General features: G+C 73.0%; 14 protein-coding genes. 6 read left to right on the forward strand and 8 right to left on the reverse strand.

All coding sequences use genetic code 11. The features are described from left to right. Window positions 1–14: 14 nt before the first annotated feature. Window positions 15–1172, reverse strand: coding sequence for a cystathionine gamma-synthase (locus tag AB0M92_RS01730; protein WP_366100106.1), 1158 nt, complete (start codon window positions 1170–1172; stop codon window positions 15–17). 82 nt (window positions 1173–1254) lie between these two features. On the opposite strand from AB0M92_RS01730, the gene AB0M92_RS01735 reads away from it, so the two are divergent. From AB0M92_RS01735 to msrA, 4 genes are all read left to right on the forward strand, one after another. Continuing rightward, window positions 1255–2361, forward strand: coding sequence for a hypothetical protein (locus tag AB0M92_RS01735; protein ID WP_366100107.1), 1107 nt, complete (start codon window positions 1255–1257; stop codon window positions 2359–2361). A 150-nt stretch (window positions 2362–2511) separates the two neighbouring features. Then, window positions 2512–4107, forward strand: a complete 1596-nt coding sequence (locus AB0M92_RS01740; RefSeq protein WP_366100108.1) for a M48 family metallopeptidase — start codon at window positions 2512–2514, stop codon at window positions 4105–4107. Then, window positions 4107–5270: a hypothetical protein gene (locus AB0M92_RS01745; protein ID WP_366100109.1), complete on the forward strand. Its 1164-nt coding sequence runs from the start codon at window positions 4107–4109 to the stop codon at window positions 5268–5270. The genes AB0M92_RS01740 and AB0M92_RS01745 overlap by 1 nt, the downstream gene beginning before the upstream one ends. A gap of 103 nt (window positions 5271–5373) precedes the next feature. Beyond that, complete coding sequence (msrA, locus tag AB0M92_RS01750) at window positions 5374–6039, forward strand: peptide-methionine (S)-S-oxide reductase MsrA (protein WP_366100110.1); 666 nt, start codon at window positions 5374–5376, stop codon at window positions 6037–6039. Window positions 6040–6155: 116 nt separating this feature from the next. Here msrA and AB0M92_RS01755 read toward each other — a convergent pair whose 3' ends face one another. Next, window positions 6156–7202, reverse strand: a complete 1047-nt coding sequence (locus AB0M92_RS01755) for an NAD(P)-dependent alcohol dehydrogenase (RefSeq protein ID WP_366100111.1) — start codon at window positions 7200–7202, stop codon at window positions 6156–6158. 166 nt (window positions 7203–7368) lie between these two features. Between AB0M92_RS01755 and AB0M92_RS01760 the strand changes: the two genes are divergently transcribed. Then, complete coding sequence (locus tag AB0M92_RS01760) at window positions 7369–8304, forward strand: helix-turn-helix transcriptional regulator (protein ID WP_366100112.1); 936 nt, start codon at window positions 7369–7371, stop codon at window positions 8302–8304. A 133-nt stretch (window positions 8305–8437) separates the two neighbouring features. On the opposite strand, the gene AB0M92_RS01765 is transcribed toward AB0M92_RS01760, so the two are convergent. After that, a complete protein-coding gene (locus AB0M92_RS01765; RefSeq protein ID WP_366100113.1) occupies window positions 8438–9709 on the reverse strand; it encodes an Ig-like domain-containing protein in 1272 nt (423 codons plus the stop codon). A 146-nt stretch (window positions 9710–9855) separates the two neighbouring features. Further along, complete coding sequence (locus AB0M92_RS01770) at window positions 9856–10161, reverse strand: hypothetical protein (RefSeq protein WP_366100114.1); 306 nt, start codon at window positions 10159–10161, stop codon at window positions 9856–9858. Between the two features lie 146 nt (window positions 10162–10307). Between AB0M92_RS01770 and AB0M92_RS01775 the strand changes: the two genes are divergently transcribed. After that, window positions 10308–10697: a hypothetical protein gene (locus AB0M92_RS01775; protein ID WP_366100115.1), complete on the forward strand. Its 390-nt coding sequence runs from the start codon at window positions 10308–10310 to the stop codon at window positions 10695–10697. A 77-nt stretch (window positions 10698–10774) separates the two neighbouring features. Here the strand turns inward: AB0M92_RS01775 and hutH are convergent, their stop codons facing one another. The 4 genes from hutH to AB0M92_RS01795 form a co-directional block, all read right to left on the reverse strand. After that, window positions 10775–12316 carry a histidine ammonia-lyase gene (gene hutH / locus AB0M92_RS01780; RefSeq protein ID WP_366100339.1) on the reverse strand — a complete coding sequence of 514 codons (1542 nt, stop codon included), beginning with the start codon at window positions 12314–12316 and terminating at the stop codon, window positions 10775–10777. Window positions 12317–12399: 83 nt separating this feature from the next. After that, window positions 12400–13515 (reverse strand): GGDEF domain-containing protein, encoded by a 1116-nt coding sequence (locus AB0M92_RS01785; RefSeq protein ID WP_366100116.1) that lies wholly within the window; start codon window positions 13513–13515, stop codon window positions 12400–12402. 110 nt (window positions 13516–13625) lie between these two features. Beyond that, the gene (locus AB0M92_RS01790) at window positions 13626–14408 is read right to left on the reverse strand and encodes an enoyl-CoA hydratase-related protein (protein ID WP_366100117.1); all 783 of its coding nucleotides are present in this window, start codon (window positions 14406–14408) and stop codon (window positions 13626–13628) included. A gap of 25 nt (window positions 14409–14433) precedes the next feature. Further along, entirely contained in the window at window positions 14434–15525 is a 1092-nt protein-coding gene (locus AB0M92_RS01795; protein ID WP_366100340.1) for an adenylate/guanylate cyclase domain-containing protein, read from the reverse strand. Window positions 15526–15722 lie beyond the last annotated feature (197 nt).

Consider the following 15722-nt stretch of genomic DNA (forward strand, 5'->3'; position numbering starts at 1 on the left):
CGCCGTACCGCCGGCTAGCCGAGGGCCCGCGTCAGGTCCGCGATCAGGTCGTCGGCGTTCTCGATGCCCACCGAGACGCGGATCAGGTCCGCCGGGACCTCCAGGGCCGAGCCGGCCACCGAGGCATGGGTCATGCGGCCCGGGTGCTCGATGAGGGACTCGACGCCGCCGAGGGACTCGGCCAGGGTGAAGATCTCGGTGCGGCCGCAGACCGCGACCGCCTCCTCCTCGCCACCGGCGACCTGGAAGGAGATCATCCCGCCGAAGTTGCGCATCTGCTTGGCGGCGATCTCGTGGCCCGGGTGCTCGGGCAGGCCCGGGTACAGGACCTTGGTGACCTTCGGGTGGCGCTTGAGCACCTCCACGATCTTCTGCGCGTTCTCCGCGTGCCGGTCCATGCGGACGGCCAGCGTCTTGATGCCGCGCAGCACGACCCAGGAGTCGAAGGGACCGGCCACGGCGCCCATCGCGTTCTGGTGGTACGCCAGTTCCTCGCCGAGCGCCGCGTCGGCGGTCACCAGCGCGCCGCCGACCACGTCGGAGTGGCCGCCCATGTACTTGGTCAGCGAGTGCACGACCACGTCGGCGCCCAGCGCGAGGGGCTGCTGGAGGTAGGGCGAGGCGAAGGTGTTGTCCACGACCAGCTTGGCGCCGGCCGACCGCGCGATGTCGGCGACGACGGCGATGTCGGTGATGCCGAGCAGCGGGTTCGACGGGGTCTCGACCCAGATGACCTTGGTCTTCGGGGTCAGGGCGGCCCGTACGGACGCCGCGTCGGAGGTGTCGGCCACCGACCATTCCACGCCCCAGCGGGAGACGACCTTCGCGAAGAGGCGGAAGGTGCCGCCGTACGCGTCGTTCGGGATGACCACGTGGTCGCCCGGGGAGAGCAGGGTGCGCAGCAGGCAGTCCTCGGCGGCGAGCCCGGACGCGAAGGCGAGGCCGCGCCGGCCGCCCTCCAGCGCCGCGAGGTTCTCCTCCAGCGCGGTGCGGGTCGGGTTCGCGCTGCGGCTGTACTCGTAGCCGCCGCGCAGTCCGCCGACGCCGTCCTGCTTGTACGTGGACACCTGGTAGATCGGGGGCACGACCGCGCCGGTCTGCGGGTCCGCCGTGTTGCCCGCGTGGATCGCACGGGTCTCGAAGCTCTGGTGCTCGTGGCTGTCGTCGCTCATGGGCAGAGCTTATGGGGTGCCGGGCCGGAGGGCGGGGTGGGGCATTGGCCTTCGCGCGGGTGCGTCTGGTTCGCTTGGGGGCATGGAGATTCTGTGGTTCCTGATCGCGCTCGGCCTGCTCGTGGCCGCCTTCAGCCCGTACATACGGCGCAGGCGGGGCGGGAGCCTGCGCCTGGTCGCGCCGGGCAGCCCCGACGCGGCCGACCCCGAGAACTACGGTTTCGCCCGCCAGGAACACCTGGACATCCGGGTGCCGGGTCCCGACGAGGACCTGATGGACGCCCTGGACGCCGTTCAGCGCACCGGCCGGTGGCAGGCGGCCTCCCAGCTGCTGGCCGGCACCCCGAAGGAGGGCGAGCTGCGCTGGCAGCGGGTCCAGGCCTTCGGCGGGGCGGCGGCGCTGGAGCTGGTCGCGGAGCCGGGGGTCGGCGCGCGCTGGCTGAAGGCCTGGCGGCTGGAGGCGGAGAAGGACGCGGGCGGCGCACAGGTGCACGCGGAGCTGCTCGTGCAGCAGGCGTGGCGGCATTCGGGCGGCGTGGGCTCCGCGGACCACCGGATCATCCTGGAGGAGGCCCGCGAGGCGTGCCGCAAGGCGGCGCTGCTGGCGCCGGGCGACCCGGTCCCGTTCATCACCGAGCTGGCCGTGGCGCGGGCGCTGGGTTACTCGGAGGCGGAGTTCGACGCCCTCTGGGCGAAGGTCATCGACGTGGCGCCGGCGCACATGGGCGCACATCTGGCGGCGCTGCACTACTGGTGCGAGAAGTGGCACGGCTCGCGGGAGAAGGCGGACGCCTTCTCGCACGCGGCGGCGGCCCGCGCGCCCCAGGGCTCGCTGCTGGCGGCGCTGCCGCTGTTCGCGGTGTACGAGCACGTGCCGGACGTCGTGCTGACGAACTACTGGCGGGGCGCGGTGGTGACCCGGGCCGTGGAGGGCGCGCTGTACGCGGTGCACACCGCCCGCCAGGACGACCCGATGCTGGCGCACGTACGGCACATGCTGCTGTCGTTCCTGGTGCCGATGGAGCGCTGGGCGGAGGCGATGGAGCAGATCCGCCACATCGACGGCTGCGTGGGCGCCCTCCCCTGGTCGGTCTCCCCCGACCCGGCGGCCCGGTACGCGGTGTTCCGCGCCCTGGCGGTGGCCGGCTACGAAGCCAACGGCGGCTCCCCGGCGACCCTCCCCCACTGACCCGACGAGGTCCGGCGGGTGGGAGCACTCCCCCCTGGCTCCGCCCGCGCGCCCTCGGACCATAAGGTTGCCGTAAGCCCGCGGCCGTGTCGTGTCCGTCCGCGGCCACCTGCATCCGCACCGCTTCATCCCGTGGGGGGATCTGTCCATATGGGTGCTTCACTGCGCGCGCTGCGCGCCCTCGTCCTGCTCGCAGGCTTCTACCTGCTCGGCTTCGTCCTGCTGGCCGTGCTCGCGGCCGCCGACTGGGCCACCGTCACCTGGCTGCACGGCGGCGTCGCGTTCAAGGTCCTCATCGTCTCGGTGGTCCTCGCGGTCCCGATCGTGCGCGGGATGTTCATGCTCCGCACTCCCAAGGGCGAACCGCCGCACGGCGTGCCCGTCACCGAGCGGCAGGAGGCCGTCCTGTGGCAGACGGTCCGCGAGGTCGCCGGCCAGGTCGGTACCCGCGCGCCCGACGAGATCCTGCTGATCGACGAGGTCAACGCGGCCGTCAGCGAGGACGCCCGGCTGCTGGGCCTGATGTCCGGCACCCGCCGCCTCTACCTCGGCCTGCCCTTGATGACGGGCCTGGACGAGATGCAGCTGCGGGCCGTGCTCGCCCACGAGATGGGCCACTACGCCAACCTCGACACCCGCCTCACCCCGCTGATCGCCCGCGGCCGCGCCCAGCTGATCCGCACCATCCGCCACTTCCACGAGCGCGCCGATGCCAAGGTCGCGGGCGAGCGCGCCCGGCAGGAGAAGGCCGCCGAGAAGCGGCTCGCCAAGGGCAGGAAGGCCAAGGAGGTCGACACCGCGGGCCAGGGCGCGACGTACCGGGCCATGGCGAAGATCTACACCGGGTACGCGCACTTCTACATGCGCGCCACGCTCTCCGGCAGCCGCCGCCAGGAGCTCGCCGCCGACCTGGCGTCGGTCCGCGTCGCCGGCCGGGACTCCGCCGCCTCCGCGCTGCGCGAGCTGAACGCCCTCGGCCCCGCGCACGGCTTCTACATGGACTCCTACGCCACCCTCGGCGTCGGCGCCGGCCTGCTGCCGCGGCCCGGCCAGGTCTTCGGCGGCTTGCGGCAGCTGCTCGACGCCCGCGCGCAGGAGCTGGAGGGGCTGCGCCTGGAGCTTTCCACCGAGCCCACCTCCCCGTACGACTCCCACCCCGCGCTCGCCGAGCGCGTGGCCCGCATCGAGGCGCTGCCCGACGACGGCCGCGGCACACAGCCGGCCCGTCCGGCGCTGGAGCTCCTGGCCTCCCCGGAGGCGGCGCTGGCCGCGCTGGAACAGGCGGTGCTGACCCCGGAGGCGCTCGCGCTGACGCGCATGGACTGGGCGGACCTCGTCCACGAGAGCATGACCCGCTACGTCGGCAACGGCGCGCAGGAGATCCGCGAGGCCCTCGCCGCCGAAGGCGCGCCCGCGGAGCCGGCGGCCCTGCTGGACGCGATCGACGCCGACCCGGCGCTGCGCTGGCGGATCGCCGACCGCTTCCCGAAGTCCGAGGAGGCTGCGGCCGCCACCGGCCGCGCCGCCCGCGAGTTCGCCCGGCCGGCTTTGCGCGGGGCGCTGAGCAGACTGGTCACCGCCGAGCTGACGGCCCGCGGCACCGCCCGCTGGCAGCTGTCCTGGTCGGACTCGGCCTCGCTGCGGTTCGCGACCGACGGCTTCGAGGAGCAGCTGGAGCTCGCCCTGGACGCCGTCGTCGCCGACCAGCCCGACACCGAACCGCTCCGGAAGCTGGTGCTCGTCTGATGCTCGGCCTGATCATCTTTGGCGTCCTGCTGCTGGGCGGCGCCGCCTACCGCTTCATGACCGCCCGTACGAAGACCCTCCAGGGCCGGATCGCCGCCATCGAGGCGGACACGGAGTCCGCGAAGACCCGCACCGATGCGGAGAAGGCCGCGGAGAAGGCCGCGAAACGGGCTCGGGACGCGGCCGCGGTCGTCGCCCTGGGCTTCGTCGCCGAGGCGGACCTCGACACCGAGCAGGGGCAGCCGGTGGCGCCGGAGCGCACGGCGGCGGTCGCGGCCGTCCGCAGCGGCGACTGGGAGGCCGGCGCCGTGTACGTGGCGGCGGCCGGCCGGGACTGGGAGGAGCGCTGGCAGCGCGTCCGCGCGCTGGCCGAGGTCGCGGCGGAGGACGACGCGTGGCTGCTGGCCTGGCGGGCGGCGTACCCGTCCGACCCGACGGCGGCCTTGGTCGACGCCGACACCGCCGTGAGAGTCGCCTGGAACGTGCGCGGCAGCCAGGCGGGCAGCCGCACGACCCAGGAGCAGTTCCGGCTCTTCCACGAGCTGCTGGTCAAGGCGCAGTCCCGCGCGCACGAGGCCCAGCGGCTGGCCGACCCGGCCGACCCGGTCCCGTACATGGTGGAGCAGCCGATCGCGCAGGGCCTCGGCTACCCGCACGATCAGTACGGCACGCTGTGGGCGGAGATCACCGGACGTGACCCGAAGATCCTGACCGCGCACACGACGGCCCTGCAGTACTGGTGCGAGAAGTGGCGCGGCTCGCACGAGCTGGCGCTCGCCTTCGCCCGCGGGTCGGCGGCCTCGGGGGCACCTGGTGAGCTGCTCTCGCTGCTCCCGCTGGTGGCGTACGTCGAGCAGGAGCTGCACGACGAGGAGCTCGCGCCGGAGACCTTCTTCAAGGAGCCGGGGGTCCGGGCGGCGGTCGACGCCGCGCTCGCGGACCTGGGGGCGGCCGATCCCGCCGACCGGCGGGCGGTCCGGCTGCGGCACGTCCTCGCGTGGCTGCTGTTCTGGCAGGACCGGGACGCGGAGGCGGTGGAGCAGTTCCAGGTCATCGACGGGTACATCGGCGCGCTGCCCTGGTACTACGCGGGCAGCCCGAAGGGCCGGTACCTGTACGCGCGGGACTGGGCGGTGCTGGCGACGGCCGGCGACGGGACCTGAGCAGCGGGAAATGACGAAAGTCTGACGTGGTGGGCGGGGGCGGGCCTGGGGGGAATCCCGGTCCGCCCTCGCCCGTTGAAGGGAGCACCACTAGGAGGGAATCATGTTCTCGTACCGCCGCACTCCCGAGCTCCCCACCCGCGAGGAGGCCCTGCCGGGCCGCGCGACCCCGCAGTTCTCGCTCCCGGACCGGCACACCGTCCTCGGCAACCCGCTCTCCGGCCCCTACCCGGCGGGCCTGGCGGTCGCCGACTTCGGCCTGGGCTGTTTCTGGGGCGCGGAGCGCAAGTTCTGGCAGACCCCTGGGGTGTGGACCACGCTGGCCGGCTACCAGGGCGGGTTCACCGAGAACCCGACGTACGACGAGGTGTGCTCGGGTCAGACCGGCCACACCGAGGTCGTGCGGGTGGTCTTCGACCCGGCGCAGGTCTCGTACGCCACCCTCCTGAAGCTGTTCTGGGAGTCGCACAACCCCACCCAGGGCTTCCGCCAGGGCAATGACGTCGGCACCCAGTACCGCTCGGCGATCTACACCCACTCCGAGGCCCAGCAGGCGGAGGCCGAGGCCTCCCGCGACGCGTACCAGCAGGTCCTGGCCTCGTCGGGCTACGGCGAGATCACGACGGCGGTCCTCCCCGCGGCGGAGCGCCCCTTCTGGCCGGCCGAGGCCTACCACCAGCAGTACCTGGACAAGAACCCGGACGGGTACTGCGGCATCGGCGGTACGGGCGTCAGCTGCCCGATCGGCGTGGCCAGGGCCAACGGCTGACCCTCCCCGGAGCTCCGGCGGCGCCCCGCCGGAGCTCTGCCCGGCCCGGCCCGGCGCGGGCGCTGGCGGGCGCTGGCGGGCGCTGGCGGGCGCTGGCGGGCGGCCGGGGGCAGGGGTCAGATCGTCGAGGCGTCGATCACGAAGCGGTAGCGCACGTCGCTGGCCAGGACCCGGTCATACGCGGCGTTGATGCCGGACGCGGGGATCAGCTCGATCTCCGAGCCCAGGCCGTGCACCGCGCAGAAGTCCAGCATCTCCTGCGTCTCGGCGATGCCGCCGATCATCGAACCGGCCAGGGTCTTGCGGCCCTGGATGACGGAGAACAGGTTCAGCTCCACCGGCTCCTCCGGGGCGCCCACGTTCACCAGCGCGCCGTCCACCTTCAGCAGGCCGAGGTACGCGTCGAGGCCGAGCGGGGCCGAGACCGTCGAGACGACCAGGTCGAAGGTGCCGGCCAGCTCCTCGAAGGTGGCCGGGTCGCTCGTGGCGTAGTAGTGCGAGGCGCCCAGCCGCAGGCCGTCCTCCCGCTTGCGCAGCGACTGCGACAGGACGGTGACCTCGGCGCCGAGGGCCGCCGCGATCTTCACTCCCATGTGGCCGAGCCCGCCGAGGCCGACGATCGCGACCTTCTTGCCGGGGCCCGCCTGCCAGTGCTTCAGCGGGGAGTACAGGGTGATCCCGGCGCACAGCAGCGGGGCCGCCACGTCGAGGGGCAGCCCGTCGGGGATGCGGACGGTGTAGTTCTCGTCGACGACGAGGTGCGTGGAGTAGCCGCCGTACGTGGGCTCGCCCTGCTCGTCGCGGGCGTTGTACGTGCCGGTCATGCCCTTGACGCAGTACTGCTCCTGGCCGCGCAGGCAGTACTCGCACTCCCGGCAGGAATCCACGAAGCAGCCCACGCCCACGTGGTCGCCGACCGCGAACTTCGTGACGCCCGCCCCGGCTTCGACGACGACACCGGCGATCTCGTGGCCCGGGACCATGGGGTAGATGCCCTCGCCCCAGCCGTCGCGGACCTGGTGGATGTCGGAGTGGCAGATGCCGGCGTACTTGATCTCGATGAGGACGTCGTGCTCGCCGACGGGGCGGCGCGGCACGGTGGTGCGCTCCAGCGGCGCCTTCGCGGCGGGGGCGGCGTAGGCGGCGACCTGGGTGACGGACATGGCGGGGACTCCTCGAACGCTGCTGCTGACGGTCTGCGTGCACCGAACGATCCCCGGACCAGCAGCCGGCAGCCACGCCCCTGTCCTGCCTAGGACCGGTGGTCCTATCCCTGGCGGGGTCAGGAACACGGCCCCGGCGCCCCGGCCGCCCGGCGATACTGGCGTCATGGACCAGCTTGATCAGCGTGCCGAACTGGGCGAGTTCCTCCGCTCCCGCCGGGCGCGGCTGCGTCCCTCGGACGTCGGCCTGCCGGACTACGGGCGCCACCGCCGCGTACCGGGGCTGCGCCGCGAGGAGCTGGCGCAGCTGGCGGGCGTCTCGGTGGCGTACTACACGCGGCTCGAACAGGGCCACGGGCAGAACGTGTCCGCGGAGGTGCTCGACGCGATCGCCCGCGCGCTGCGCCTGGACGGCACGGAGACGGCCCACCTGACCCACCTGGCCCGCCCCAGACCCCGCCGGCAGCGGGCGAAGCAGTACCGGGCGGAGCACGTGCGCCCGCAGCTGCGGACGCTGATGGACGCGATGGACGGGGTGCCCGCGTACCTCCTGGGGCGGCGGCAGGACGTCATCGGATGGAACCGGCTGGCCGCGGCGGTGTTCGGGGACTTCGGCCTGCTGCCCCCGCAGGAGCGGAACCTGGTGCGGCTCGTGTTCCTGGACCCGGCGGCGGCCGAGCTGTACACGGAGTGGGACTGCCTGGCGTGCCGGGTCGTGAGCAGTCTGCGCATGTACGCGGGCGAGCACCCGGACGACGAGCAGCTGTCGGCGCTGGTCGGGGAGTTGTCGGTGAAGAACGAGGAGTTCCGGCGGCTGTGGGCGGCGCACACGCTGGCCGACAACAAGACGCACGGCGTGAAGGAGCTCCGGCACCCGCTGGTCGGCGAGCTGTCGCTGTCCTTCGAGACCCTGGCGCTGCCGGGCGACTCGGCACAGGTCCTGGTCACCTACCACGCGGCGCCGGGCTCCCCGTCCGAGGACGCGCTGCGGATGCTGGCTTCCTGGTCGGCTCCTGCCGCCGCGCCGGCTCCTTCCGGCCCCGCCGCTCCCCCTTCGGCTCCCGCTTCGGCCGCCCCGTCCGCCGACGGGGCGACGGCCTGAGCCGGACGCGCGGATGGCGGGGAGCCCCGCCGTTTCCGGGGGCTCCCCGCCATCCGCGGGGGTCGGTCGAAGCCGTTCGGTCGAACCGTCGGCAGGAGCCGGTCGGCAGGGACCGGGGGTCAGGGACCGGGGGTCAGGAGGCCGTGCCGGCCTTCCAGTCCGCCCAGCTCATGTTCCAGCCGTTGAGGCCGTTTTCCGGCTTGATGGTCTTGTCCGGCGAGTTGACCACCGTGACCACGTCACCGATGAGCGAGTTGTCGTAGAACCAGGCCGCGGGCTGGCTGGGGTCGTTGGCGCCCTGGGCGTCGTTCAGACCGACACAGCCGTGGCTCGTGTTCACGCTGCCGAAGACCGAGTCCGCTCCCCAGTAGTTGCCGTGGATGAACGTGCCCGACTCGGACAGCCGCATCGCGTGGGGGACGTCCTTGATGTCGTACTCGCCCTTGCCCTCGCTGTTCTTGAAGCCGACGGTGGAGCCGTCCATCCGGGTCTCCTTGAACTTCTCGGAGATCACCATCTGGCCGTTGTACGTCGGGTTCGCGGGAGAGCCCGCCGAGATCGGGATGGTCTTGAGGACCGCTCCGTCCCGGGTGACGGTCATCTTCTTCGTCTTCGCGTCGACCGTCGAGACCTGGCTGCGGCCGATCTTGAAGGTGGCGGTCCGGTTCTGCACGCCCTGGACGCCGGGGGCGCCCTGCACCCCTTCCAGCGCGAGCTTCAGGGTGACGGTGGAGCCGGCCTGCCAGTACTGCTCGGGGCGGAAGTCCAGGCGCTTCTCGCTGAACCAGTGCCCGACGACCTCCTGGCCGCTGCTGGAGGAGACGGTGATCGCCGCCTGGACCGCCTTCTTGTCCTTGATCGCCTTGTTGAAGGTGATCGAGACCGGCATGCCCACGCCGACGGTCTGACCGTCGTCCGGTATGAACGAGCCGACGAAGCTGTTCTCCGGGGAGACGGTGGTGAAGGACGCGTTCTCGTGCGCCTCCTTGCCGGACTCGTCCTTGGCGGTGGCCGACAGGGCGTACTTCATGGAGCGCTTCAGCGCGGCGTCCGGCTTCCAGCTCTTGCCGTCGGCGGCTATCTTGCCGGCCACGGCCGCGCCCTCGGAGGTCTTCAGCTCGACCGCCGTGAGGGTGCCGTCGGCGACGGCGACGTTGGCCGCGTCGTTCAGGCCGACATTGGTCGCGCCGTCCTTCGGCGTGATCGTGATCTTGGCCTTGGAGGCGTCCTTGGCCGCGGCCGCGTCCACGTCCGACTGCGACTTGCCGGTCGAGTCCCCGCCCTTGGCCTTGCCGTCGTCGCCACCGCCGCAGGCCGAGAGCACCAGCACGCCACCGAGTACGGCGGATATGGCCACCAGGGACCTTCTCCGCCGCTTCTTGTCCGTCCTCACACGCCACTCCATCGTTGCCAGAACCCCCGAGCTTCCCCCGGCCAGCGCCGGGCGGTGCCCCGATCAAGGCAGGGAGACACGCCCCCTGCCTCGCACCAGTCAACGCGTTTCAGGCCCGGACGGTTCCACATCACGTTTGAATGTGGGCAACCACACGGTCAGGCGTTGTCGGTCGTCTCTTCGTCGTACTCCCCATCTTCCTCGCCCAGGTCCCACTCCATCGACTCGGGGTCGTATTCGACGGGCTCGCTGCTCCAGGAGGCCTGCGCCAGCTCCACCCCGGGGATGTCCGCGACCAGGTCAGTGGGGTCGACGAGGTACGCGAGCGCCTCCGATTCGTCTTCCCGTACGGCCGATTCGGCGTGGCCGCGCTCCTCGTCCGGCATGAACTCGTCGGCCTCGATGTGCGCGAGCGCGGCGCCGGTGAGCGCCTCGGCGTCGGGCACCTCCAGTACCAAATCCACTCGAAGTCGGACGTATCGTGATGTGTCAGCAGGGTTCATACGACGGAGAGTAAGCCCGCGGCAGCCCCGACTTTCCCGCGACCCGCCCTTGTCCGTAGCATCACCGCACACGGCCAATTCGCTGCGTCCGCAAGGGGGATCGCACCGTGTCCGCACGTCGTCCGCTGCTCACCGCTCTCGGAGCGACCACCCTCCTCGCCGCCCTGTGGTTCGTTCCCTCGGCCGGCGCCACCGCACCGGGGTCCACGGACTCCGATTCCTCCACGTCCGCCCCGTCCTCCGGTTCCGGTTCGGATTCCGGTTCCGGTTCCGCCGCGCCGGAGTCCGCGAACACGGCGGGATCCGGGTCGGTGACCACCCTGGTCTCCGGTTCCCCGGCCGGCTCCGGCGACACCGCGCAGAGCGCCGGCCAGGTTCCGCTGGGCCTCGCCGACACCGGCGGGATCGACACCACCCCGTACCTGCTGGGCGGCACGCTCTGCCTGGGCCTCGGGGCCGGGTTCGTCACCTTCTCCGTACGCCGCTCGCAGGCGTAGGTCCCGTACGCGCGAACGCCGAAGGGCCGCCCCGGAAGACTTCCGGGGCGGCCCTTCGGCAGCTGTACGACCGGCCGCTAGGCGAGCGGGCCCGTCACCGGCTCCACCGCCGCGACGAGGCCGCCCGCACGGACGAACGCGTCGGCCGCGGCCAGGTCGGGGGCGAGGAAACGATCCGGCCCGGGACCCTCCACACCGGCCGCCCGGGCCGCCGCGATGGCCGCCCGGCTCGCCGGAGCGGGGGTGAGCCCGTGCCGCAGCTCGATGGCGCGGGTGGCCGCGTACATCTCGATCGCGATGATCCGGGTCAGGTTGTCGACGGCGGTACGGAGCTTGCGCGCCGCGGACCAGCCCATCGAGACGTGGTCCTCCTGCATGGCGGAGGACGGGATCGAGTCGGCGGAGGCCGGCACGGCCAGCCGCTTCATCTCGCTGACCAGGGCGGCCTGCGTGTACTGCGCGATCATCAGTCCGGAGTCGACACCGGCGTCGTCCGCCAGGAACGGCGGCAGCCCGTGCGAGCGGTTCTTGTCGAGCAGCCGGTCGGTGCGGCGCTCGGCGATCGAGCCGAGGTCGGCCGCCGCGATCGCCAGGAAGTCCAGGACGTACGCCACCGGCGCGCCGTGGAAGTTGCCGTTGGACTCCACGCGTCCGTCGGGCAGCACCACCGGGTTGTCGACGGCGGAGGCCAGCTCGCGCGAGGCGACGAGGGCCGCGTGCGCCATGGTGTCGCGGCCGGCGCCGGCCACCTGCGGGGCGCAGCGCACCGAGTACGCGTCCTGCACGCGCGGGGCGGACTCCTCCTGGAAGTGCCCGGTGAGCCCGGAGCCCTTCAGGACGGCGGCCATGTTCGCGGCGGAGGCCCCCTGGCCCGGGTGCGGGCGGATGGCGTGCAGCTCGGGGGCGAGCACCTTCTCGGTGCCGAGCAGCGCCTCAAGGGTCAGCGCCGCCGTGATGTCGGCCGACTTGTAGAGCTTGTCGAGGTCGGCGAGGGCCATGACCAGCATGCCGAGCATGCCGTCGGTGCCGTTGAGGAGGGCGAGGCCCTCCTTCTCCTTGAGCTCGACCGGCTGGATCCCGGCCTCGGCGAGCAGCTCGCCGGCGGGGCGCACGACCCCGTCCGGACCCTCGGCGTCGCCTTCGCCCATCAGGGTGAGCGCGCAGTGCGAGAGCGGGGCGAGGTCGCCGGAGCAGCCGAGCGAGCCGTACTCGTGGACGACGGGCGTGATGCCCGCGTTGAGCACGTCGGCCATGGTCTGCGCGACGGACGGCCGGACGCCGGTGTGACCGGAGGCGACGGTCTTCAGGCGCAGGAACATCAGGGCGCGCACGACCTCCCGCTCGACGCGCGGGCCCATGCCGGCGGCGTGCGAGCGGACGATGTTGCGCTGGAGCTGGGCGCGCAGCTCGGGGCTGATGTGCCGGGAGGCGAGGGCGCCGAAGCCGGTGGACACCCCGTAGACGGGTTCGGGCTTGGCGGCGAGGGCGTCGACGATCTCGCGGGCGCGGGCGAGGGCGTCGAGCGCCTCGCCGGACAGCTCGATCCGCGCGTTGCCGCGGGCGACGGCGATGACGTCCTCGGCGGTGGTCCCGGACGTCCCCACCACGACAGTGTGCATATCCATATTCAGCACCCTACGGACTGAATCGCTTCATGTCACTAGCGACTTTCGGGAGGGCCCCTTACGCCCCCGCGCCCGGCTCACGCGCGGCCGCGGAAGCGGCGGCGTTCGCCGGCCGCCTCCTGCTGGGCGGCGTCGGCCAGCCGGACGACGGCGGTGTCCCGGCCGGCGACGACGGGCTTCGGGGAACGGGCGGCCTTGGCCTTGTACTGGGCGGCGTCGGCCAGCCGGAACAGCCGCCGGGAGGACTTCACGGGGCCGATCGGATCCCCGGTGGACGCCACCCCGCAGGCCACGCCCTCCCCGAGCTCCAGCTCGGCGGCGCGCAGGCACAGCTCCTCCGTGACCCGTACCACCTCGTCGGCCGGGGGCCCGACGCTGACCAGGCAGAACTCGTCGCCGCCGAGGCGGGCGACGAGCGCGCCGGGCAGCATGGCCCCGCAGAGGCTGAGCACGGACCCGAACCGCTCCAGCAGCCGGTCGCCCATGGCGTGGCCGAGGGTGTCGTTGACCCTCTTGAGCCCGTTCAGGTCACAGACGACCAGGCTGACCACGGCGGCGGCACGCCGGTGCTCCTCCAGGGCCTCGTCGAGCCGTATGTCGACGGCACGGCGGTTGGCGAGGCCGGTCAGCGGGTCGGTGAAGGCGAGGCGGCGGGCCTCTTCGAGCCGCTCGTTCTGGGCGAGGCCGGCGGCGACGACGGCGGCCAGGACGGTCGCGAACTCGGCGTCGTCCTCGTCGAAGTCGGGAAGGCCGGCGTCCCGGGCGACGTACAGCTCGCCCCAGGCGCGGCCGCTGAGCACGATGGGCGCCACGACGCAGGTCCCGCGGCCGCGGCGGCGCAGGGCCTCGCCGCGCCGTCCGGGGCGGCCGCCGGCGGCGCCCTCCACCCAGGCGTGCGGGCCGCCGCCTCCGGCCCAGCGCTCGTGCAGGAACTCGGTGATCTCGGGAAAGTCGTGGACGGGGTAGGACTCGTCCTCGGGGAACTCCTCCTCCCCGGCGCGCCGCTCGCCCTCGTTGACGAGCACCCGCAGCCGCCCCCGCTCGCGCTCCCAGGCGGAGATCGCGGCGAACGAGCCGTCCATCGCGAGCCGGGCCCCGCGGGCGGCGGCCCGTAGGCTGTCCCGCGGCGCGCATGCGGCGGCCATGGCCTGCGCCAGGCCCACGACGGCTCGCAGCCGCCCGTCGACTCCCATCACCCCAGGTTAGGGAGTTTCGTCAGTTTTGCCGACAAACACCGCAATCTTCGCACCGCGGCCGGAGCCGCAAAGCGGTGCGAGCCCGCCCCGATCCGAAGGGCCCGGCTTCAGTGCCCCGGCCAGTTCGGGCGGCGCTTCTCGTTGAACGCCGCCACGCCCTCCGCGCGGTCGCCCGAGAAGGCCACCGTCCGCCAGGCCGCGTCCTCGATCTCCAAGCCCGTCGCCAGGTCCATCCCGTGTCCCAGGCGCAGGGCCCGCTTCGCCGCCCGCAGGCCCACCGGGGAGTTCGCCGCCATCCGGGCCGCCAGCGCCAGCGCCTGCGCCCGGTCCGTACCCGCCGCGACCACCGAGTCGACCAGGCCCAGCGACAGCGCCTCCGGGGCCTCCACCCGCCGCGCCGTGAAGACCAGCTCCGCCGCCCGCGCCGCACCGACCCGCCGCGGCAGCAGCTGCGTACCGCCGCCGCCCGGGATCACGCCCACGGAGACCTCCGGCAGACCGACCACCGCCGTTTCGTCCGCCACGATCACATCGCACGCCAGGGCCAGCTCGAAGCCGCCACCGAGCGCGAAGCCGTGCACCGCCGCGATCGTCGGCATCGGCAGCTCCAGCACGCCCCCGTAAGCGCCCCGCGTGGTCGGCCGCTGCCGTAGCAGCTCGGCGTCCGAGAGCGAGTTGCGCTCCTTGAGGTCGGCCCCGACGCAGAACGCCCGCTCCACCGCCGACGACAGCACGACCACCCGTACCGAGGCGTCCGCCGCGAGCTCCGCGCAGGCGTCGCCGATGGCCCGCGCCATCTCCGTCGAGACGGCGTTCATCGCCTTGGGCCGGTCCAGGACCAGCTCCGCGATCCCGTCGTCATGTCGGCGCACAGCCACGAACTCAGACACGAAAGACCCTCCCGGTTAACGAACGTTACCCGGGGATCTTAGGCTTCCGCCGCGTCAGCGACCAGGGCTCCACGACCCCCAGTCCGCGCACCGGCCGCTGCCACATCGGCTGGAGCGCGAAGCGGTACGCACCGCCGCCCTCCTCCGCCTCGGCCTCCTTCTCGGAGACCGGCGCCGCGCCCGTCCGGCCCAGCTCCTCCGCCATCGCACCGTCGACGAGCACCGCGTCCTTGGGCGCTATCGAGGTCAGCCGCGAGGCCAGGTTCACGGTGGTGCCGAAGACGTCGCCCATCCGGGTCGTCACCGTCCCGAACGCCATGCCGACGCGCAGCTCCGGCATCTGGGCGTCCGCTTCCATCGTCTCGATCAGCCGCAGCGCGATCTCCGCCGCCGTCGCCGCGTCGTCGGCGCAGTACAGCACCTCGTCGCCCAGCGTCTTGATCAGCCGGCCGCCGTGCGCGGCCACCAGGTCCGCCGAGGTCGTCTCGAAGGACTCGACGAGCTCTCCGAGCTCCTCCTCCTCCAGCCGCCGCGTCAGGCGCGTGAAGCCGACCAGGTCCGCGAAGCCCACCGCGAGCCGCCGGTCGACCATCTCCTCGTCGTCCGCCACCTGCACCACGCGCCCGGTGGCCGCCGCGAGCTGGCGGCGCCACACGTAGACGAGGAACTCCTCCAGCTCCGGCAGCAGCAGCTCGACCAGCGGGTACGTGACCTCCGTACGGGTCATGCCCGGCTCCGGCGGCTCCGTCAGCCCCTCCAGGAAGGAGTCGATCTGCCATTCCGCCAGCCGGGCGGTGGTCTGCCCGGTGGACCGTGCCACCTGCACGGCCATCGGCTCGCTCAGCAGGCCCGCCTCGACCAGGCCGGCGAGCCGGCGCAGCGCCAGTACGTCGGCCTCGGTCAGCGCCTTGGCCTGGCCGATGTCCGCGAAGCCCATGGCCCGCCAGAAGCGGGAGGCGAGCTCCATCGAGACCCCGGCGCTGCGGGCCGCCTGGAACGGGGTGTACCGGCGCTCCGCGCCCAGGATCAGCTGCTCCAGCCGGATGGCGAGCGGGTCCGCCGTCGGCTGCGCCGTGTGGTCGACCTCGTGGTGGGGAGTGTGCTGGTCCCGTCCGATCGGGGTACCCGGACTGCCGGGCCCCGGGCCGGACTGGCCCGGACCACCCGTCCGGGAGGCGGACGCGCCGGACGTAGAGTCGTCGACGGTCAAGGGCCGCCTCCTGTCCATTGCCGTGCGCACTGCCCTGCCGAACCGGGTGATCACCGGGAGGACCGGGATCGCCTAAACCATACGGCAGGTGTGCCGTAGCTCAC

The sequence above is a fragment of the Streptomyces sp. NPDC051582 genome (assembly GCF_040681715.1).
Taxonomy (GTDB): Bacteria; Actinomycetota; Actinomycetes; order Streptomycetales; family Streptomycetaceae; genus Streptomyces.

Coding starts and splice junctions, on each gene's coding strand:
- AB0M92_RS01730 (WP_366100106.1), bottom strand. CDS start 1,172: ATGAGCGACGACAGCCACGAGCACCAGAGCTTCGAGACCCGTGCGATC.
- AB0M92_RS01735 (WP_366100107.1), top strand. CDS start 1,255: ATGGAGATTCTGTGGTTCCTGATCGCGCTCGGCCTGCTCGTGGCCGCC.
- AB0M92_RS01740 (WP_366100108.1), top strand. CDS start 2,512: ATGGGTGCTTCACTGCGCGCGCTGCGCGCCCTCGTCCTGCTCGCAGGC.
- AB0M92_RS01745 (WP_366100109.1), top strand. CDS start 4,107: ATGCTCGGCCTGATCATCTTTGGCGTCCTGCTGCTGGGCGGCGCCGCC.
- msrA (WP_366100110.1), top strand. CDS start 5,374: ATGTTCTCGTACCGCCGCACTCCCGAGCTCCCCACCCGCGAGGAGGCC.
- AB0M92_RS01755 (WP_366100111.1), bottom strand. CDS start 7,202: ATGTCCGTCACCCAGGTCGCCGCCTACGCCGCCCCCGCCGCGAAGGCG.
- AB0M92_RS01760 (WP_366100112.1), top strand. CDS start 7,369: ATGGACCAGCTTGATCAGCGTGCCGAACTGGGCGAGTTCCTCCGCTCC.
- AB0M92_RS01765 (WP_366100113.1), bottom strand. CDS start 9,709: ATGGAGTGGCGTGTGAGGACGGACAAGAAGCGGCGGAGAAGGTCCCTG.
- hutH (WP_366100339.1), bottom strand. CDS start 12,316: ATGCACACTGTCGTGGTGGGGACGTCCGGGACCACCGCCGAGGACGTC.
- AB0M92_RS01785 (WP_366100116.1), bottom strand. CDS start 13,515: ATGGGAGTCGACGGGCGGCTGCGAGCCGTCGTGGGCCTGGCGCAGGCC.